The 20,141-nt window shown below is 46.2% G+C and carries 22 protein-coding genes and 1 pseudogene; 17 read left to right on the forward strand and 6 right to left on the reverse strand.

Annotated features, from left to right (window positions below; all coding sequences use genetic code 11):
- The first annotated feature begins 216 nt into the window (after positions 1-216).
- Together ABD014_RS04005 and ABD014_RS04010 are read left to right on the forward strand one after the other, a co-directional pair.
- Positions 217-1,239, forward strand: a complete 1,023-nt coding sequence (locus ABD014_RS04005; RefSeq protein ID WP_343857755.1) for a MoeB/ThiF family adenylyltransferase — start codon at positions 217-219, stop codon at positions 1,237-1,239.
- Positions 1,240-1,395: 156 nt separating this feature from the next.
- Positions 1,396-2,067, forward strand: a complete 672-nt coding sequence (locus ABD014_RS04010) for a winged helix-turn-helix domain-containing protein (RefSeq protein WP_343857757.1) — start codon at positions 1,396-1,398, stop codon at positions 2,065-2,067.
- A gap of 142 nt (positions 2,068-2,209) precedes the next feature.
- Here ABD014_RS04010 and ABD014_RS04015 read toward each other — a convergent pair whose 3' ends face one another.
- Complete coding sequence (locus ABD014_RS04015) at positions 2,210-2,731, reverse strand: C40 family peptidase (RefSeq protein ID WP_343857759.1); 522 nt, start codon at positions 2,729-2,731, stop codon at positions 2,210-2,212.
- Between the two features lie 301 nt (positions 2,732-3,032).
- Complete coding sequence (locus ABD014_RS04020) at positions 3,033-3,674, reverse strand: thiamine diphosphokinase (protein WP_343857761.1); 642 nt, start codon at positions 3,672-3,674, stop codon at positions 3,033-3,035.
- A 143-nt stretch (positions 3,675-3,817) separates the two neighbouring features.
- Between ABD014_RS04020 and ABD014_RS04025 the strand changes: the two genes are divergently transcribed.
- A complete protein-coding gene (locus ABD014_RS04025) occupies positions 3,818-4,489 on the forward strand; it encodes a trimeric intracellular cation channel family protein (RefSeq protein ID WP_343857763.1) in 672 nt (223 codons plus the stop codon).
- 97 nt (positions 4,490-4,586) lie between these two features.
- On the opposite strand, the gene ABD014_RS04030 is transcribed toward ABD014_RS04025, so the two are convergent.
- On the reverse strand, positions 4,587-5,315 hold the full coding sequence (locus tag ABD014_RS04030) for an alpha/beta hydrolase (RefSeq protein ID WP_343857765.1): 729 nt from the start codon (positions 5,313-5,315) through the stop codon (positions 4,587-4,589).
- A gap of 252 nt (positions 5,316-5,567) precedes the next feature.
- Here ABD014_RS04030 and pdhA point away from each other — a divergent pair, with 252 nt between their 5' ends.
- The 12 genes and pseudogenes from pdhA (at position 5,568) to ABD014_RS04085 (ending at position 15,548) form a co-directional block, all read left to right on the forward strand.
- On the forward strand, positions 5,568-6,635 hold the full coding sequence (pdhA, locus tag ABD014_RS04035) for a pyruvate dehydrogenase (acetyl-transferring) E1 component subunit alpha (protein ID WP_343857767.1): 1,068 nt from the start codon (positions 5,568-5,570) through the stop codon (positions 6,633-6,635).
- A 53-nt stretch (positions 6,636-6,688) separates the two neighbouring features.
- On the forward strand, positions 6,689-7,666 hold the full coding sequence (locus tag ABD014_RS04040) for an alpha-ketoacid dehydrogenase subunit beta (protein WP_343857769.1): 978 nt from the start codon (positions 6,689-6,691) through the stop codon (positions 7,664-7,666).
- A 30-nt stretch (positions 7,667-7,696) separates the two neighbouring features.
- Entirely contained in the window at positions 7,697-8,965 is a 1,269-nt protein-coding gene (locus ABD014_RS04045) for a dihydrolipoamide acetyltransferase family protein (RefSeq protein WP_343857772.1), read from the forward strand.
- A gap of 4 nt (positions 8,966-8,969) precedes the next feature.
- Positions 8,970-10,388, forward strand: a complete 1,419-nt coding sequence (gene lpdA, locus ABD014_RS04050) for a dihydrolipoyl dehydrogenase (protein WP_343857775.1) — start codon at positions 8,970-8,972, stop codon at positions 10,386-10,388.
- Positions 10,389-10,667: 279 nt separating this feature from the next.
- On the forward strand, positions 10,668-12,872 hold the full coding sequence (locus ABD014_RS04055; protein ID WP_343857778.1) for a penicillin-binding protein: 2,205 nt from the start codon (positions 10,668-10,670) through the stop codon (positions 12,870-12,872).
- A gap of 144 nt (positions 12,873-13,016) precedes the next feature.
- The gene (locus ABD014_RS04060; RefSeq protein WP_343857780.1) at positions 13,017-13,556 is read left to right on the forward strand and encodes a TetR/AcrR family transcriptional regulator; all 540 of its coding nucleotides are present in this window, start codon (positions 13,017-13,019) and stop codon (positions 13,554-13,556) included.
- A complete protein-coding gene (locus ABD014_RS04065) occupies positions 13,553-13,867 on the forward strand; it encodes a DMT family transporter (protein ID WP_343857783.1) in 315 nt (104 codons plus the stop codon). The genes ABD014_RS04060 and ABD014_RS04065 overlap by 4 nt, the downstream gene beginning before the upstream one ends.
- A 15-nt stretch (positions 13,868-13,882) precedes the next feature.
- A complete protein-coding gene (locus ABD014_RS04070) occupies positions 13,883-14,239 on the forward strand; it encodes a DMT family transporter (RefSeq protein WP_343857785.1) in 357 nt (118 codons plus the stop codon).
- 162 nt (positions 14,240-14,401) lie between these two features.
- On the forward strand, positions 14,402-14,593 hold the full coding sequence (locus ABD014_RS04075) for a (4Fe-4S)-binding protein (RefSeq protein WP_343857788.1): 192 nt from the start codon (positions 14,402-14,404) through the stop codon (positions 14,591-14,593).
- A gap of 55 nt (positions 14,594-14,648) precedes the next feature.
- On the forward strand, positions 14,649-14,927 hold the full coding sequence (locus ABD014_RS04080; protein WP_343857791.1) for a GNAT family N-acetyltransferase: 279 nt from the start codon (positions 14,649-14,651) through the stop codon (positions 14,925-14,927).
- Between the two features lie 130 nt (positions 14,928-15,057).
- Positions 15,058-15,228 (forward strand): annotated as a pseudogene (locus ABD014_RS24810) (shikimate kinase); the annotation flags it as partial.
- 74 nt (positions 15,229-15,302) lie between these two features.
- Complete coding sequence (locus tag ABD014_RS04085; protein WP_343857793.1) at positions 15,303-15,548, forward strand: DUF2164 domain-containing protein; 246 nt, start codon at positions 15,303-15,305, stop codon at positions 15,546-15,548.
- 126 nt (positions 15,549-15,674) lie between these two features.
- Here ABD014_RS04085 and ABD014_RS04090 read toward each other — a convergent pair whose 3' ends face one another.
- Positions 15,675-15,944 (reverse strand): phosphatidylinositol kinase, encoded by a 270-nt coding sequence (locus tag ABD014_RS04090; protein ID WP_343857795.1) that lies wholly within the window; start codon positions 15,942-15,944, stop codon positions 15,675-15,677.
- Positions 15,945-16,270: 326 nt separating this feature from the next.
- Between ABD014_RS04090 and ABD014_RS04095 the strand changes: the two genes are divergently transcribed.
- Positions 16,271-16,630 carry a VOC family protein gene (locus ABD014_RS04095; protein ID WP_343857798.1) on the forward strand — a complete coding sequence of 120 codons (360 nt, stop codon included), beginning with the start codon at positions 16,271-16,273 and terminating at the stop codon, positions 16,628-16,630.
- A 47-nt stretch (positions 16,631-16,677) separates the two neighbouring features.
- On the forward strand, positions 16,678-17,118 hold the full coding sequence (locus ABD014_RS04100) for a VOC family protein (protein ID WP_343857802.1): 441 nt from the start codon (positions 16,678-16,680) through the stop codon (positions 17,116-17,118).
- A gap of 56 nt (positions 17,119-17,174) precedes the next feature.
- Here ABD014_RS04100 and ABD014_RS04105 read toward each other — a convergent pair whose 3' ends face one another.
- Together ABD014_RS04105 and ABD014_RS04110 are read right to left on the reverse strand one after the other, a co-directional pair.
- Positions 17,175-19,670, reverse strand: coding sequence for a DsrE/DsrF/DrsH-like family protein (locus tag ABD014_RS04105; RefSeq protein ID WP_343857805.1), 2,496 nt, complete (start codon positions 19,668-19,670; stop codon positions 17,175-17,177).
- On the reverse strand, positions 19,667-19,957 hold the full coding sequence (locus ABD014_RS04110; RefSeq protein WP_343857807.1) for an ArsR/SmtB family transcription factor: 291 nt from the start codon (positions 19,955-19,957) through the stop codon (positions 19,667-19,669). The genes ABD014_RS04105 and ABD014_RS04110 overlap by 4 nt, the downstream gene beginning before the upstream one ends.
- Positions 19,958-20,141: the final 184 nt, after the last annotated feature.

The raw sequence follows: 20,141 nt of genomic DNA on the forward strand, positions 1-20,141 counted from the left end.
GTTATTTAGGCCAAAATGGGCTGATAAAAATTGTAACGAAACTGGGTATCGTTATTGCGGCAAGTTTAAAGATAAAGCCGTGATTTTGCTCGAATAACGATATGGTGTTTCGTTAGATTTCTTGCACCGCTGTTTTTGCGGAAATAACGATCGGTAGTTTCGTTAGAAGATCATGATAGAAGTGGAATCGCAGTCTGGGAAAAAGGGGGGGTTCCTGTGCAGGATCGGTATTCGAGGCAGAAGCTGTTCCGGCCTATAGGGACAACGGGTCAGCAGAAGCTCCTTGATGCCAAGGTGCTCATTATTGGAGCGGGAGCACTAGGGACTGGCCTGGCTGAGTCCCTGGCCCGTTCCGGGATAGGTCATCTGGTGATAGCGGATCGCGATTATGTAGAATGGAGCAATCTCCAGCGCCAGCAGCTGTTCACAGAGGAAGACGCTGCTTCTCGCAGACCGAAGGCCGTAGCGGTTAAGGAGCGGCTTGCCGCTATCAATTCGGAAGTGAACATTGAAGCGCATGTGCTTGATGTTACTAAGGAAGAGCTGGAGGGACTGCTTCCCGGTGTCCAGCTCATTCTTGATGCGACGGATAATTTCGATACCCGGCTGCTGATCAATGATATCTCCCAGAAATACCGTATTCCGTGGATTTACGGCGCCTGTGTCGGCAGCTATGGAATGACCTATACGATCCTCCCGGGTGTAACTCCATGTTTGAATTGCCTGCTTGGGATGGTACCAATCGGAGGGGATACGTGCGACACGGTTGGTGTTATCCCCTCGGCGGTACATTCCGTCGTTGCACATCAGGCTACAGAAGCTATCAAGCTACTGACGGGTCATGTGGACGCTTTACGCAGGACGTTGCTGACGTTTGATCTGTGGAAGAATGAGCAGTTAGCGATCAAGGTTGATTCGGCCCGGCGCAGCGACTGTGCCTCTTGCGGAGAAGCGGCGGATTATCCGTATTTATCTGCTGCTGGCACAAGAAAGACAGAGGTGCTGTGCGGCAGGGATACTGTTCAGATCCGACCTGCGCAGTCAAGGAAAGTGGACTTGCCGGAGCTGGCACAGAAATTGGGAAGACTAGATGAAGGACAGATTGAACTGAATCCATATCTGCTGTCCTTTTCTATCGGGGATCAAAGAATCGTCCTGTTTGCAGATGGAAGGGCGCTCATTCACGGGACAAAAGAAATTGCTGAAGCCAAAGCCATATATGACCGTTATTTCGGTTAACGACTGATAACATAAATTTTTATTTTATGGCCATTCCTGACTTATACGGGAATGGTTTGTTTATTTTTTGACCACTTTAATAATACATTATGATTTCAAGACGAACAGAACAGCCTCTTATTCAATTTGTTGATGGTACAGAAGGTGGGGGACAACATGAAGGCTAGCTTGTTACTAATCTCAGAGGATAATAATTGGGGAGTGAAGTGGCAGAATGGTCTAAAAGGAGCAGGATTCAAGGTTCATTTAGTCCTTGATTCTGAGCAACTGGATCGGGAAATCGTCGGAGAGGCGCCAGAAGTTATTTTAATTGCGGGCGAATTGCCTTTTGTCCTCGAGATGATGACTAGACTAGGTGACGAACCGGCATTTCCCGTTATCGTATTGCAGCGCTCACCAAAGACAGCGGATACCGTGATGGCATTTCAATATGGCGCGAATGAGGTTGTGAGCGAAAATATAGCCATCGAAGAGCTTAATGCGCGGATAGTCAGCTTGATTAGATTATTTCGCCGCATTATGGATGGTCATTCGGATGAACTGTCCTTCGAGGATTTGCGAATGGAGTTGAAGAGTCGTAAAGTGTTCCGCGCAGGTGAATTGATCCGTCTAACTCCGAAGGAATATGAACTGCTGAGGCATTTGCTCAAAAGAGTAGGCGAGGTTTGTCAGCGAGATGCGATCTTGCAGGAGGTATGGGGCTATGATTTTGCTACCGGTACAAATGTAGTTGACGTGTATATAAGACATTTGCGTAAGAAGATCGACAAGGGTCGGCCTCGCAAATTGATTCATACCGTAAGAGGAACGGGTTATATGATACAATGAGGGCTGATCCCTGGCCATATGGCACAGCGGGAGCAGCCCTCGGTTATTGTTAGGGTGTTTTATGCAAGGTTTGGGTGATCAGTTGTAAGGATATTACAAGGTTTATAAGGCACTATCGAAATTTCAAAATTATTATTGAGTACTACAGCACACGACGTGCTTTCAGGTAAGTCTTCTTCCAGTTGCCGGAGTTAAGGTTGGAGATTGTAACACCTGGCTTACCGTAAGTGTGCAGAATTTTGCCGTTGCCCATATAAACTGCGACATGAGTTACGTTCTTACCGTTAGCGCGGCTTCCGCTGGAGAAGAATACAAGGTCTCCGGCCTTCAGATTGCTCTTGGATACGGCTTTGCCGACCTTGGCTTGAGCAGCAGAGGTACGTGGCAGAGTTACGCCATATTTTTTGAAAATATGCTTCATGAAGGAAGAGCAGTCAAATACTTTTGTAGTAGAAGTGGAAGCGCCGAATTTATAAGGGGTTCCCATAAATTTCTTACCATAGTTGACGACTTGCGTTCCCTTGGATACTGCTGTCGCTTCAGCAGTTGTCTTCGAAGCGGATGCCGAAGCCGCATCAACGCCAGTGACCATGAATCCGCCAAATCCGATTGTTGATGCAAGGCCGACAGCTAATAATTTCTTGGATATGTTGTTCATTTTCATGTTGTAGTTACCTCCAAAGTGACTAGAAATAGAATTAGTAGTTTTGGTTAACAGAATCAAGTTAACCGGCTCGAGATAAACTATAACAGAACTTTAATATCCTAATAATTGGAATGGAGTTGCTTAAACTGGATATACCAAGGATTTGAGGGCCACTATTAAAATATGATTAAAGTTACAAAATATTAATTTCTTGACAGTTTCATAGTCGTGAAAACAATGAAAAAACCTTGGTTCTCCAGGGTTTTTATCCGATACCATATAAGATTATCAACGGTTACAATTTTGTATTATTTACACCTCAATCTTTACTTTGAATAATCAATAGGAGACCGCTGCGAATGGAGATCGTTCCCGCCTTGCCTTCCAGGCGGTTGCTTACAGCAAGTGATTGACCCATTATTAATGTGGCGTTATGTAATGGATATTGAAAGCCTGTCAGATCAATGCCTGTTACCTCGGTTGTGACGGGCAATAAAGAGACATAGGTGTAGCCCTGGTCTTGAATCGTAATACTTGAATCGGTTAAGGTTACATAATTGTTATGATCCTGGATAGCGCATGGAATATGCTGCTCCAGGCTTTTAACTAACAGGTGAATGTTAGCCAGTGTATGGTCGAGTCTCGAACCGGTAACACCGAACATGACAATTTGTTCTGGCCGCTGCTTAATAGCGATATCGAAGGCGAGCTCCGTATCGGTCAGATCTTTGTTAATTGCGTCGCAAGCCAGCATTTGTTCACTGTGCTTAGTGATGTTCTCTAATTCAATGGGACTTACAGAATCGAAGTCGCCGACTGAGAAGTGTGGCCTGACACCGTGTTCAACAAGGAATAAAGCTCCCCGGTCCGCACCAATAATCAGATCATCTGAATGTATTTCTTCTATAAAAGAGGGATCGATCGATCCTCCGGCAAAAATAAGTACACGTTGTGCTGCCATCCTTACTCTTCCTTTCTTATATCACGCTTTGCGCCTTTGTTCAGTATAATTTAAATTTATCCCTTGCACAATTAATGGAAGCGAGTCTACAATGTATTAAGCAATGAGATGAGACGTGAAGAAAGGGCAGTGAAGTACGGGGCATGGAACTATTTGAGATTTTTAGCGTCATAGGAACGGTTGCCTTCGCGTTGTCTGGCGCTTACGTGGCGATGGAAGAGGAGTACGACATTCTTGGAGTACTTGTATTAGGATTAGTGACGGCATTCGGCGGAGGGATCGTCCGCAATATCGTCATTGGTGTCCCGGTTACCATGTTATGGTCCCAGGGGGGACTTCTTCTACTGGCAATTATATCGATTGTTATCGCATTTATCCTGCCTTTATCGTGGATTCACCACTGGAAGAAGACAGAGGCCTGGTTCGATGCCATCGGACTGGCGGCATTCGCAATTCAAGGAGCGCTCTACGCGACGGGCATGAAGCATCCGATTCTGGCCGTGGTTGTTGCCGCGATGCTAACAGGGATCGGAGGCGGGATTATCCGCGATCTATTGGCAGGACGTAAGCCACTCGTGCTGCGAGAGGAGATTTATGCGGTCTGGTCTATTGTCGCTGGACTTGTGATCGGGCTTGGCGTTGCCAAGTCGACCGTAAGCTTGCTGGTGCTATTCGTCCTGGTGGTTTCCTTCCGGATGCTGTCCGTATATTATAAATGGAAGCTGCCGCGCCGTTCACTGAAGTTCGGAACCGTGGCGAATAATCCTCCAGTGAATCAAGATAACACGAATGATCAGACGAAGGTGCAAATGTAGCATGTGTACTATTATATAGTACGGAAATGAAACCCAATAAAGACAGAGCGAGCTGCAGTGTTTAATCACCTCGTGGCCCGCTCTTTTTTATCAACTATTATTTTAAAAAATACATCAATGCTTCAGGCAGTTCTTTCTGCCAAAATCCCCATAGATGCTGGCCATCCTTCTCCAAATACTTCACTTTAGCGCCTCGCTCCTCAAGTAGCTTCTTCGCTTCGCGGTTCAACTCAACGAAATTGTAGGTTCCAAATGAATTAGTAAACTTGTCTTCCTGCAAACCGATAATCATATATAGGGAGAGATTGGATAAATCCTGTTCAGCAGCGATCAATTTCAAGGATGGTTCATAGTATGCACCGGACAAGCTGATGATTTTGGAAAACAGTGTGCGGTTTTTCATAGCGATATGCAAGGAGACAGAACCACCGAGTGAGTCTCCGGCAAGAATGCGTTCCTGCGCCGTACGGCGGACCGGATAATTGCGCTCTACAAAGGGAATAATTTCTTCAGTGAAGCAGGACGTATAGGCGTCAAAACGGTCTCCTTCTGGAGAATATTCAGCGGTACGAACGGAGGTGTCCACTTCTACGCCGACAATGATAAATGGATCTATGTCTTCATCGAGAATCAGCTGATTTGCTGTCGTAGCAATGCGTCCGAAGTTGAAAAATTCCTCGCCGTCCTGGCAGTAAACCACCGGATAGCTGATAACTTCATTATATCCTGGGGGTAAATAAATGCGTAGGGACCGTTTCTCTCCCAGATGCTTACTATCGATTTCTTCTTTAATAATGGTTCGTTTTAGATAGCGCGAATCTGTCATTTTGCGTGTATCTCCTTCTCGATTGTTTTGCTTTGCTGATGTATTTAAGTTAACATAACCATAGGGACAAGGGTAGCATATTTACCTTGAACCGCGAACTCTGTTACATAAATTTGATACATCTGTTATACAAACAAAAATACTTTTTTTGTTGTTTAAGCGCATTTCCTTTGACTTAACGACTAAAACAGTTGTATAATAATTCTATAACAGAGATCCATGATATTCAAATATTTCGTCGAGGTGAAAAAAATGAGCAAGATTCCTTATGAAGTATATACGGAGGACGTCGAAGCTTTGTCCGTGCTGTCGCCAGACGGTGAAATCGTGAACAAAGAGAAAGCTCCTGACTTAACCGATGATCAATTAAAAGAACTTATGTATCGCATGGTATTTACCCGTACATGGGACGACCGTGCTGTTAACCTGGGCCGTCAAGGACGTCTCGGTTTCTATGCTCCCGTGTCTGGACAAGAAGCTACAATGGTAGGTAGTGAATTTGCTCTGGATAAAGAAGACTTCGTTTGCCCTGGCTACCGCGATATGCCACAGCTAGTATGGCATGGTCTTCCGCTTTATCAAGCATTCCTGTACTCCCGTGGACATCAACATGGCGGAGAGATTCCAGAGGGTGTTAACGTATTGATGCCGCAAATCATCATTGGCGCTCAAGTCCTTCATGCTATGGGGATTGCAATGGGCTTCAAATTGAAACAACAAAAGCATGTAGCTATTACCTACACAGGCGACGGTGGTTCCTCTGAAGGTGATTTCTATGAAGCATTGAACTATGCTGGAGTATTTAAACTTCCGGTTATTTTCTTTGTGCAAAATAATGGCTATGCCATTACAACTCCATTCTCTAAACAAACCGCAGCTAAGTCGATTGCACATAAAGCAGTTGCTGCCGGCATCCGCGGCGTGAAAGTTGACGGTATGGACGTATTTGCTGTAATCAGTGCTGTACGTGAAGCTGCAGAACTTGCTCGCAACGGAGAAGGAGCGACTTTGATCGAAGCAGTTACTTACCGTTTCCGTCCACACTCCTTGTCCGATGATACTTCGAAATACCGGACTAAAGAAGAAGAAGGACAATGGAACGAGAAGGATCCAATCGCTCGTTTGGCTAAATACTTGGAAAAGAAAGGCCTTTGGACTGAAGAAGATACGGCTCGCGTAAAAGAAGAAGCCAAGGCTAAAGTAAATGAGCAAATCAAAAAAGCAGAACAAACTGAGAAGATGACTGTTCCTGGTTTGATCGACAGCATGTTCGAAACCACTCCTAAACATTTGGAAGCTCAAAAGGCTGATTTTCAATAATAAATTTAAATGCTGATTGGTTGTTCTAGTTCTAATGAGGAGGAAATGAAGCAATGGCACAAATGAATATGAAAGAAGCAATTCGCGATGCGATGCGCGTAGAGATGAAGCGGGATCCGAATGTACTTATCTTCGGTGAGGACGTAGGTAATGTCGGCGGCGTATTCCGTGTAACTGAAGGTTTGCAAAAAGAATTTGGAGAACAACGTGTAATTGATACTCCGCTGGCTGAATCAGCTATCGGTGGTATGGCAGTAGGTCTTGGAATTCAAGGCTTCCGTCCAATCGCTGAAATCCAATTCGTTGGTTTTATTTTTGAAGCACTCGATCAAATCCTGGTTCAAGCAGCACGTATGCGTTACCGTTCCGGCGGCCGTTATAATTCGCCAGTTGTATTCCGTACACCATTTGGTGGCGGCGTAAAAGCAGCTGAGTTGCATACTGACTCTCTTGAAGGCTTGATCGCACAAACTCCTGGTATTAAATTGGTAATTCCTTCGAATCCTTATGATGCAAAAGGTTTGTTGATCTCGGCGATCCGTGACAACGACCCTGTCTTCTTCATGGAGCATTTGAACTTGTACCATGCTTTCCGTGATGAAGTACCTGAAGGTGAATATACTGTAGAGCTTGGTAAGGCTAACGTTGTCCGTGAAGGTTCCGATGTTACGATCCTTTCCTATGGCTTGATGGTTCATACTGCAGTGAAAGCTGCCGAAGAACTTGAGAAGAATGGCGTCAAAGCTGAAGTTATCGATTTGCGTACTTTGGTACCGCTTGACTTGGATACAATTCTGGCTTCTGTTAAGAAGACGAACCGTGTAATTATCGTTCAAGAAGCTCAAAAATCTGCTGGTATTGCTGCAGAAGTTATCGCTCAAATTAATGAGCATGCCATTCTGCATTTGGAAGCTCCAGTACTTCGCATTGCTGCCCCGGATACCGTTTATCCGTTCGCGCAAATTGAAGATCAATGGCTCCCAACAACAGCTCGTATTATCGACGGTGTTAATAAAGTACTCGAATTTTAATAAAACGTAAGTTTATAGGAGGTCCTCCAAGTGGCAAAGTTTGAATATCGTTTTCCAGAGCTTGGTGAAGGTTTGCATGAAGGCGAAATTATTAAAATGCACATCAAAGCAGGCGACAAAGTAACTGACGAAGATATCATCATGGAAGTACAAAACGACAAGGCTGTCGTTGAAGTTCCATGTCCGGTAGAAGGTACAGTACTAGAAGTGTTCGGTACGGACGGCGCTATTTTCCGCGTGGGTCAAGTCGTTGCTGTCATCGACGCAACTGGCGACATTCCTGAGCAAGATGCACCTGCTGAAGAAGAAGCTCCAGCAGCAGCAGAAGCAGCATCACCGGCTGCAGCACCAGCAGCTGCGGCAGAAGCACCAGCCGCACCAGACCGTGAAGTATTGGCTACTCCAAGCGTTCGCAAATTTGCTCGTGAGCAAGGTATCGACATTGCGCAAGTAGCTGGCACAGGCAAAGCTGGTAAGATCACTCGTGAAGATGTTGAAGCATTCAAGAATGGTGGCGCAGCTCCAGCAGCAGCACCGGCTTCCGCTGACGCAGCTCCAGCAGCAGTTGCAGCACCAACAGCAGTATCTACTGCAGCTGGTGAAGAAGAACGCGTTCCGTTCAAGGGTATCCGTAAAGCCATTTCCAATGCGATGGTTAAATCGGCTTACACAGCTCCACACGTTACGATCATGGACGAAGTTGACGTAACAGAGCTTGTAGCTTTCCGTAAACGCATGAAGCCTGTAGCTGAGAAGAAAGGCATCAAAGTAACTTACTTGCCATTTATCGTGAAGGCACTCGTTGCTGCTTCCCGTAAATTCCCAGCTCTTAACGCATCCATTGATGAAGTAAATAATGAAATAGTATATAAGAAGCACTATGACATCGGTATTGCTACAGATACAGATAACGGTTTGATCGTTCCTGTAATCAAGGAAGCAGATCGTAAGAGCATCTGGATGATTGCTGAAGCTATTTCGGATTTGGCACTTCGCGGTCGCGAAGGCAAATTGTCTGCTGCTGAAATGAAGGGAAGTACGATTTCGATCTCGAACATCGGATCTGCGGGCGGTATGTTCTTTACTCCGATCATTAACTACCCTGAAGTAGCTATTCTGGGTACTGGCCGTATTACTGAAAAACCAGTTGCAAAAGATGGCGAAATTGTCGTTGCTCCGGTAATGGCTCTGTCACTTAGCTTCGACCATCGTCTGATCGACGGTGCAACAGCTCAAAACTTTATGAACTACATTAAACAACTGCTTGGCAACCCTGAGCTGCTTGTTATGGAGGTGTAACAACATGGTAGTAGGAGACGCTTCAATCGATATCGATACACTAGTTGTAGGTGCTGGTCCTGGTGGATATGTAGCGGCAATTCGTGCCGCTCAGCTCGGCCAAAAGGTTATCATCGCTGATAAATCGGAACTCGGCGGCGTATGCTTGAACCGTGGATGTATTCCTTCCAAAGCGTTGATCGCGGCTGCTCATTCCTATGAGAATGCTAAGCATGGTGACGTTTTTGGTGTTACTGCTGAGAATGTGACTGTAGACTTTGCCAAGACACAAGAGTTCAAGAACGGCGTTGTTAAGCAAATGACTCAAGGTGTTACAGGATTGCTTAAAGGCAACAAAGTTGAAGTATTCAAAGGCGAAATCATGTTCATCAATGATTCGGAAGCACGTGCTTTCAATGAGCATGAATCCCTGCGTTATCGCTTCAAGCACTGTATCCTGGCAACAGGTTCCCGTCCAGTTGAATTGAAGCCATTCCCATTCGGTGGACGTATCATGTCCTCGACAGAAGCTTTGAATCTTCAAGGAATCCCAGGAAGCCTTGTTGTTATCGGTGGCGGCGTTATCGGTGCCGAGCTTGGCCAAATGTTCTCGAAATTCGGTACGAAGGTTACGATTATCGAGGGCACGGATGCAATCCTGCCTGGCCTTGATAAGGATATGACTCGTCTCGTTGCGAAGGGCATGGAGAAGACAGGTATTGAAATTGTAACGAATGCTAAGGCTGAAAGTGCTGAGCAAACGGATAAGAATGTTACAGTTAAATACTCTGTTAACGGTGAATCCAAAGAAGTTACTGCGGATTACCTGCTTGTAACAGTAGGACGTCGTCCTAATACAGATGGTGATCTTGGTCTTGATCTGGCTAACATCGAATTGACAGATCGCGGTATGGTTAAAGTAGACCATCAAGGACGCAGTGTAAGTAACCCTAAAGTATTCGCTATCGGTGACATCGTTCCAGGTCTTGCGCTGGCTCATAAAGCTTCTTACGAAGGTAAGGTTGCGGCAGAAGCCATCTCTGGTTTGCCATCCGTAGTTGACTACAAAGGTATGCCAGCTGTAGTATTCTCAGATCCTGAATGCGCAAGCGTTGGCTTGACTGAGAAAGAAGCTAAGGAAAAAGGCATCAAGGTTAAAGCAGGCAAGTTCCCATTTGCGGCTAACGGACGTGCAACTTCCGTGAATGCTACTGAAGGCTTCGTTAAAATCGTAGCTAATGCAGACAACGAAGTTGTAATCGGCGCACAAATCGTCGGTATCGAAGCTTCCAACCTCATTGCTGAGCTTGGTCTTGCTATTGAGATGGGTGCAACGCTTGAGGATATCTCTTTGACAGTCCATGCTCACCCAACACTTGGTGAGATCGTAATGGAAACGGCTGAACTCGTTGAAGGCCATCCAATCCACATGATTTCTCGTTAATTCGAGGTTTAACTTTTCATCAACTCAAATCCTCTAGCAGGATTTCTCCTAAGCTTATTGTTAAGGCAAGACCGTTATGGTCTTGCCTTTTTTTTGCTAAGAATGAGCAGCAATAATGATACATAATTATCGGCGGCGCTCGATCTCTTGTTTATTATGAAATTTTACTACGAAATGGAATGTTTCACTTGAACTATTTGTTTGAATATGGAATGCTATGAAATATAATCTATTCATCATAGTATTCTCTCTATTAATCTAAAATCAAGAGGTTATTCCATGATTAGAAGATTACGATTACGAACATTAGTAATAGGCGGATGTATCACCTTTTTCTTTGTCGTATTGATGATAAGGGTATTCTGGCTGCAGGTGATGGAGACGGAATTCTGGACAGCGTATGCGGAGCAGCAGTGGTCTAGAAAGCAGCCCCTGTACGCGACACGGGGGACGATCACGGATCGTAACGGCGAGGTTCTGGCGATGATGGCTCACGCTTATACGGTATCGGTGAATCCGAAGCTGATTAATAGTCTGGGCTTACAGGAAGAAGTAGCCGAAGGTCTTGGCGAAGTGCTTGGCAAGAATAAAGCAGACTTAATCAAACTAGTAAATGCGAAGAATAAAGACGGGAATTTCTATGTGCAGCGCGAGGTGCGTTATGAGGGCTACAGGATCGATCAGGATCTGAGGGATCAAGTCGAGATCTTCACTCGAAAGCTGAAGGACAAGCATGAGCTTGACGATGTGGGCATCTATCTGACCAAGGAGCAGAAACGCTTCTATCCATGGAAGAGTCTGGCTGCGCATGTTCTTGGCTATGTAGATCGTGACGGGATTGCCATATCTGGTCTTGAGTCATTATACGATGAGGAATTGAAGGGGCAGGACGGCTCTTTTGAGTATAAAAGTGACGGCCGGGGAATTGCGGTTACAAAGGCGGATGAGATCTACAATCCAGCCAAGAACGGTAAGAATATCGAGCTAACGATTGATCATACGATTCAATATTATATTGAAGAAGCGATGAAGGAAGCCTTTGATGAGCTGAAGCCGATTAGCATGACCGTGATTGCCGCGGATCCGAAGACGATGGAAATATTGGGCATGGCTAATTTGCCTACCTATAATCCGAATGAATACTGGCTGGAGAATGATCTGGGCAATTTCTACAATCATGCGATCAAGTCGGTGTATGAGCCAGGTTCGACCTTCAAGATCGTAACGTTAGCTGGGGCGGTACAAGAGGATTTATTTAATCCGAAGGCCAAATATATGTCGGGAAGTATTCGGGTGCCGGGCCAGACATTGCATGATATTAAGCGTTCAGGCTGGGGGAAGATCGACTATCTGGAAGGAGTCATGCGCTCCAGTAATGTGGCCTTCGTTAAGCTCGGCTACGAAATGCTCGGACCAGAGCGATTGAAGCAGTACGTGGATAACTTCGGATTCGGGCAAAAGACAGGCATCGAACTGCCTGGTGAAGCGGCGGGAGTGGTAAGTCCGGAACAGCCCTCCGAATATGCCACCATGTCATATGGGCACGGCAAACTGATGGTTACGCCTCTACAACAGCTGGCAGCAGTAGGCGCTGTGGCTAACGGGGGAATGCTGCTTAAGCCTCATATTATTAAATCAATCACAGATCCACAATCTGGAGAAGTCATTAAGACGCAGCCGGAGCCTGTACGTCAAGTGATATCCGCGGACAAGGCCAAAGAGGTTGGAGAATACCTGGAGCAGGTTGTATCAAACAGTGAATACGGAACCGGGCGTAGAGCTTATATTGAAGGCTACCGGGTCGCCGGTAAGACCGGTACTGCCGTTAAGCCTTTCAAGGGCAAATATGATTACACCAAGCAGGTCGTGTCTTTTATCGGATATGCGCCGGTCGATGATCCTAAGGTCGTGATGCTGGTTCTGATCGATGAACCGAAGGACTCGGATCTGGGCGGGGGCAAGGCAGCAGCCCCGGTATTCAAGAAAATTATGAACCAGATACTTCAGTATATGGGGGTGCGGAAGACCATTGTAGCGTCTGGGGACAGTGATCTTGCTCAGAATACAGCAATGCTGCGGACTCCCGATTTAAGCAAGCTGTCTTTACAGCAGGCATTAACAGAGCTTCGCAATACGGACATCCCTTATGCATTGCTGGGGAACGGCAAGGAGCTTGTATCGCAATTTCCGAAACCAGGAAGTTCACTGATGAAAGGTCAGCAAGTATATCTTCTAACAGAAGCAGTAGACCATATCGAAATCCCGGATCTCAAGGGACAATCTCTTCGCGATGCGCTTGAGTTACTATCCGTGCTGAATATTTATGTTACCTTTGAGGGCGAAGGCTTTGTCGTCTCCCAGTCGGTCTTAGAAGACAGCATGAACAAACAGGTGAAGCTTGTGCTTGAACCCCCGGGCGGAGTGCGCAGCGAGAGTGTAGAAGATGAGGAAGATAGCGATGCGGATAGAGAGGAGACTGGTTAAGGGCGGGCCGTAAGGCTCGCTCTTCTTTTATTTTAGATAGGGTTCGGATATGGCATTGAACAGACAAATTCTTTTTGCTAAAATAAAACCGTCTGGACGGTACAGTAAATTTGTGCGTCACTTGCAAATATGGAGGTTACGATCATGGCGAAATCGAAGCGTTCGCTTCTTCTTGAAGCTGCTTCTACAATTATAGTGGAGCAGGGCATCAGCCACTTAACTCTGGATGAGGTTGCAGCCCGGGCGGGAGTAAGCAAGGGCGGCTTGCTATATCATTTTGCAAGCAAGGATGAGCTGATCAAAGGATTAAATGAGGAGACCATTCGGGAATTCCGCGAATTGCTGCAGCAGGAGCTGGAGGAGACAGGCAGCTATACGAAGTCTTATTTATTGGCCACGCTGCGACAATTGGAAGGCTGCGGTCGTTACAATGCAAGCTCCAGCATGCTGGCGGCGATTGCCACGAATATGGAGATGATCCAGCTCTGGGATGAAGACTATCAGAGATTCCGTACTGAGATGGTGAAGGAGGGGCTCTCATTCGAGGCTGGTATGGTCATTCGATTGGTTGCCGACGGTTTACTCTATTCCCGGCTGTTCAATAGTGATCCGCCCAGTCAGGAGGAAGGGCGGAGAGTTATTCAATTTTTGTTAGAATTCATCGATAAGGAGACAGATAAATGAGCTACTTGATGTTAGGCCTAGCGATTGTGATGGAAGTTTTCGCTGCAACCATGTTGAAGCTGTCGAATGGCTTTGCCAAATGGGCTCCGATGATCGGCGTCATTGTGGGGTACGGGCTGGCATTTTGGCTTATGTCACAAGCGTTGAAGTTTCTGCCGCTAGGATTCGTATATGCAACCTGGAGCGGCGTCGGAACGGTCCTAACCGTTCTAGCCGGAATGTGGCTATTTAAAGAGAAAATGAACCGTCAAGCCTGGGTCGGTATGGGCATTCTGATTGCCGGCATTGTCTTGTTGAATGCAGCGAAGTAGAAGGAGGTCATTAGTATGTCTGGAGTCTTATATTTAACGTTGGCAATCATCTTCGAAGGTTTCGCCACGACGATGCTGAAGCTATCGGAAGGGTTCACTTTGCTCGGACCTAGTATCGGAGTTGCTGTAGGTTATTTAATCTCCTTCACTTCGCTTAACTTCTCCTTGAAGTATATTTCCCTCTCGACCGCATATGCGACCTGGAGCGGAGTAGGAACGGCTTTGTCGGTAGTGATTGGGATCGCCGTCTTCGGAGAACATATTAACCTACTGAAAATTTCCGCGATTGTGCTCGTTATTATAGGTATTGTTGTGATGAACCGTGCCATGGCTGAGAAGACGGAGGGGAAAGCAAGTTCTCAAGAGATGTAGCAAGGTGACGGGGCCGAGCTGATGCATATTGTAAATCATAGACAAACTTAATTCGTGCAGCTATACTTTATTAAGTAACTATATTTGTTTTGCGAGTTATTTTATTATGAACTATAATGCGCACGCAGTTTGGTATTTTTCTATAGGAAGGTTGTGTTCATCATGAGTAAGAAAGTGTACAAAGGGGAAGAAATCGAAGTATATTTTGATGCGGAGAAATGCATTCATTCCGGAATATGTGTGAAGGGGATGCCGGAGGTATTTGATCTGAAGAAGCGGCCATGGGTCAATACAGTAGGCGCATCGGCGGATAAGATCACTGCTCATATTGAACTTGTCCTAGTGGAGCGCTGACCTACAAGTGGCATACTAAACCATCAGATAACGAGACAGAGAAGGAGTGAGATGAATGAGTAAGGTTCAACATCATCCGCAGGATCATCAATTTTATATCGAAGATCATGGGGAGATCATTGCTGAAATGACTTATAGCGTATCTAGCGAGACTCTCTATATTATCGATCATACGTATGTGGATGATAAGTATCGCGGACAAGGGTTGGCGGAGGATTTGATGTCCAACGTCGCTGATTATGCCAGACGCCATCAGATCAAGTTATTCGGGCTTTGTCCATTCGCCAAGAGACAGTTGGAGACGAAGTCGGAATATGCCGATGTAAAGTATTAATCTATTAGACATAGACTATGGCGGGTTCTTGTTCACAAGGACCTGTCTTTTTTTTATTATGCTAAAGCTGCAACAATGGTTGACCGAGACTTCCGATCTTGGTATATTCTTTGGAATAATGTGGAGGAGGACGAAGAGAAATATTACGCGCTCGGAGCAGGACTTAATAAGTACGATGGAGAAATACAGATTGAATTCTCATGCTGGAGAAATCCAAAAAAACAATTATTTGCGCATTAACAATACGAATATCAGTGCGAATGAAGCGGCTAAGCTCATTAAAGAGAGATTTGAGTTGTAAACTCGCTGGGGATATGCAGGCATAAATTCAGTTTAGAACATCAAGATGAAACCAAGTATGGAGGACAAGTTACCATGATACCTATTAAGCTGCCGAAGGAACAGAAGCAAGAGATTGTGGAGAGTGTGAAGGAATATTTTGAAATGGAGCGTTCCGAGAGCATCGGCGATATCGCTGCGGAGCAGTTGCTCGATTTCATGCTCAAAGAGCTTGCGCCCTATGTGTATAACAAAGCGATTGAAGAAGCCCGGCAGGCCGTAGAGCAGAAGCTAGTATCGATCGAGGAGGAATTATACTCCTTGAAGAAGCCATTGCGTTAATCGGGAGCGAGAAGGGAAGAAAGGCTTCCACTGAGGAGGCTTCCGCCTACACCTGTGATGCATGGCAGTTAACATAACAAGAGGGATATGGAAAATTCCATACCCCTTAAGCAGAGCCATCCGGGCCTATAGGAAGAAGGGAAGCAGAAATAGATCACTAATAGCTAAGAACGGTATCCGCCTACGGAAGAAGCGGCGCCGCGGGAAGAATCCGGGATGGAATCCGAACTGGCGTTTGTCTGCCGACATCCCGGCCATCATCTCGTCGGTTGGAATAGCGAGGGTGACACCGTCACTATCTACGTGGGCAATAAATCCGTCATACCTCTGACCATCAGTCGTAGTTATGCCGACATATTTATTCATACAGCTCCAGCATACTTGTTGATAATCCATAGCTAACCTCCTTATAGGAATGGTTTTCAACCATAGTCTATGGATTATAACCTAGATTGCTCACGACATTCGCCCATCCTGATGAGAAATAGCTGAGCCAAATCAGATCACTAGCTTATTCCAACGAAAAAGACGAGGATACCCACGAAAACCAGGCGAACTCTGGTTTCGCTAAATTTAATACACCGATAATGATGCATATAATCCCCACTAGAAAATTCATCAGATTCAACGCCTTCTGGAATAATTACGAGTGAGAAGAAATAATGTTTTGGTAAAATGAAAGCCATGTCTTGTATGTAACTCTAGGGAAAGGAGGATGCAAGATGAGTATTGTAACTCGTAAGATCAGCGGTATTTTTATACCGGTCAAAGACATTATAGCCGCCCGCGATTGGTATTGTTCATTATTAGGCCTTGAACCGGACTTCGAGATTATTTCCGGGCATCTTTGCTGCATTCCTATGGATAACAACGGACTCAATGTGATATTGGACAGTAAGGTTTATACAGAAGATTCTTACGCGCGGACGCCGATGTTTCATTTTAACACCGATGACATTGAGCAGGCCTATCAATACGTACAGCAATTAGGCGCTGAGCTCGTGACACCTATTGAACACGGTCATTGGTTCAATCTTAAAGATCCGGACGGAAATATGCTGATGATCTGCAAATGTAATTGACCTGGGAAGCAAGGGATTAGAGTTTATTAAAAAATGAACGTTGGAAGGTGGCGTTTACTATCGAAGCGAAAGAAGCTTTATCTGTGGTTGTATTCAATGAAGCCTATCAGGTCCGCTTAGTATCGGATTTGGCTGCTGCCCAAGCATATTATCGTGATGTGCTTGGCTGTGATGTGGATAACTGGGGCCATGCTGTTCGTGGGGGAATGCGTCTGATCCTTCAGCAGGCGAAGCAGCCCAGCGATGTCGTTCCGAATCAAGCATCAGCGAAGCGAAGTAATTACCCAACGGATTGGGAGGGACCTGATCTGGCTTGGGATACATTTGTTCATGTCGACTATGAGCAATTCGATCTTCTGGAGCAGCAATTGCGCTCGAACGGGGCCAATATTATACATGGTCCGATTGAAGCAACACATAGCAATGGTATGACCTTCAAGAACATATATGTGCAGGATCCTGACGGATATATTATTGTCTTCGGATAAAATAGCAGAGGCCATCCCTCGTCACCAATGACGATAAGGATAGCCTCTGCTTCATTTTATATGAATAAATTGATGCCTGATTGATCGGCTTTGCCGAGATAGTAGCCGACTCCTGCAACCTTAACGCCGTCGATCAGTTCCTCGTGCTTGATGCCCATTACGTCCATTGACATTTGGCAAGCGACGATCTCAACTCCTTGCTGGATCGCCGATTGAATCAGCTCTTCCAGGGAGGAGACATTGTTGTTGTTCATCACGGAGCGGATCATTTTTGCACCCATCCCCATCATGTTCATTCTGGATAAGGACAGCTTCTTGCTGCCACGCGGCATCATCGCTCCGAACATGCGTCCAATCATATTCTTGGAGACAGCAACCTTCTCTGGTTTGCGGATGATGTTCAGTCCCCAGAAGGTGAAGAACATCGTGACTTTCTTGCCGCTAGCTGCTGCGCCATTAGCGATGATAAAAGAAGCGATAGCCTTATCTAGATCGCCGCTGAAGACGATCATTGAGCTTCCATCAGCAGTTGCTTGTGCCGGAGCAGTGGAAACTGCTTCGGTCAAGGGAGCTCCTTTTTCTACATATGCTTCAATCGTTCCGTTCGGATTTTTGCTAACTTGTCTAAGCTGGTTGCCGGACATTTTGACCCAAGCCTGAACATCCTCGTAGAAACCGGCATCTGTTGCCGTAACATGCAGGATCTCGCCACTACTCAGCTCATCCATCTTCATCCTTAGCTGAACCAGCGGTCCTGGGCAGCATAACCCGCATGCGTCCAGCTCAGCTGTTGCTTGAATCATGGGCTCAGCCGTCGAGGCAATCTGTCCCTCGGCAGCAATGCGTTCTTGCTGCAATTTTACTTTATTAGCCTGCTCTCCCGCAGGGGGTGTAGTTACTCCGCCTGGCTTATAGTTTGCCATTTGATAAGTCTTGTAGCCGCCGGTCAGGTTGCGCACCTTAAAGCCTTTTTGCTGCAAAATACGGGATGCCGTGTATCCTCTTAATCCTACTTGGCAGTACACCCAAATCTCCTTGGATGCATCCAACTCATCAAGTCGGCTGCGCATTTCATCGACAGGGATGTTCAAGGAGTCAGGAATATGGCCATTCGCATGCTCAAGCTCGGAACGAACGTCGACCAATATTGTATTGACCGGATCTCGCTGTGTAAGCTGCTGTGCCGTGAATACTTGTGTTCTTCCGCTCAATATATTTTCAGCGGTGTAGCCAGCCATATTTACCGGGTCCTTCGCGGAAGAGTACGGCGGTGCATAAGCCAACTCCAACTCTGTCAGATCCGTAACATTACCGCGGAAGCGGATCACGGTAGCAATATCGTCGATGCGCTTGTCGACACCGTCATAACCAACGGCCTGAGCGCCAAGCACAATACCTTGATCATCAAACAGCAGCTTCAACGATAGCGGAGTTGCTCCCGGATAGTAAGCGGCATGAGAATTCGGATGAACATAGGATACGTGGTAGGGTAATCCCAAACGCTGTAAAGTTTTCTCGTTATTACCCGTTGCTGCGCCCGTTAATCCGAATACTTTGATGATAGAAGTGCCTTGCGAGCCTTTATAGGTCGTCTCAAGACCATATACATTGTCCGCAGCGATCCGTCCTTGCTTGTTGGCCGGTCCTGCCAGTGGAATCGCCGTCTTGTTTCCATTTACGAAATCCACAACTTCAACCGCATCACCTACCGCATACACTTGATCCAGATTGGTCTCTAGACGATCGTTCACGATGATATGGCCGCGCGGCCCGAATTCCAAACCGCTGTTCTTCAGGAAGCCGGTATCCGGGGTAACACCAATGGCAAGAATGACAATTTCGCTAGTTAACGAGCTTCCGTCAGCGGTCTGTACTTGAATGCGGTTGTCTGTCTCCTGGAATGAGGCTACCGTCTGCGACATAAGCAGATTCACACCACGCTCTTCCAGCTCTTTGGCCAGGACAGCAGCCATTTCCGGATCGAAGGGAGCTAAAATTTGCGGTCCGCCTTCAATCAAGGTAACATCAAGACCGATATCGCGCAGATTTTCAGCCATCTCTACACCGATGAATCCACCCCCGATGACGATTGCCGATTGCACCTTCTCTTCGACGACACGCGCTTTGATGCGATCCGTATCTGGGATATTGCGCAGTGTATGGATTCGTGCACTCTCGATTCCAGGCAGGTTCGGGCGGATCGGTCTTGCACCTGGGGAGAGGATCACTGCATCATAGCTCTCCTCATAATCGCCGCGCTCCTTGCTGCGTACAAGTACGGTCTTGCTGTCCGGACGAAGCTCCATGACTTCGCTCTCGGTACGAATATCGATATTAAAGCGTCTGTACATCGCTTCTGGCGTCTGTACAAGCAGCTTGGAACGCTCCTTGATAGAGTCTCCTATATAATAGGGAAGTCCGCAGTTGGCGAAGGAGATGTAGGCATCCCTTTCGAACATGACAATATGAGCATCTTCATCCAGTCTCCGCAACCGTGCTGCCGCGGTCGCACCCCCGGCGACACCGCCTACGATTAATACTTTTTTACTCATGCTTGTTCCTCCTCAAATAATGCTGTTACCAGCTTTCGAATTTTCTCATCCACAATCCGATAATTGATCTCCAGCCCATTACGCTCGGCCTCTACAATCCCGGCACTGCGCAATTTCTGCAAATGCTGCGATACTGTCGATTGCGGCAGATCAAGGCATTCCTGCATATAAGAAACATTGCACTGCTTCTTCTCCATGAGTCCCCGAATTATACAGAGCCGCACAGGATGGGCCAAGGCTTTCAATATTTCCGCTGCCTGGTTATAGGCTTTAAAATTGTTGTCCACAGGGAATTCACCTCGAACTATTTCGTTATATCGCAATATTACGATATAGTGATATAGAAGTCAAATCCACATTTTTCGTACAAGCGTGCATATAAATAGGGAGTAATAATGAAAGGTTTAGCTCGGTCTAGCGAATTGAAAGTTAACAAGCTGTGCTTGATTTCTTATATAATGAACTGGTAAA

It is taken from the genome of Paenibacillus motobuensis, assembly GCF_039521865.1.
GTDB classification, from domain to species: Bacteria; Bacillota; Bacilli; order Paenibacillales; family Paenibacillaceae; genus Fontibacillus; species Fontibacillus motobuensis.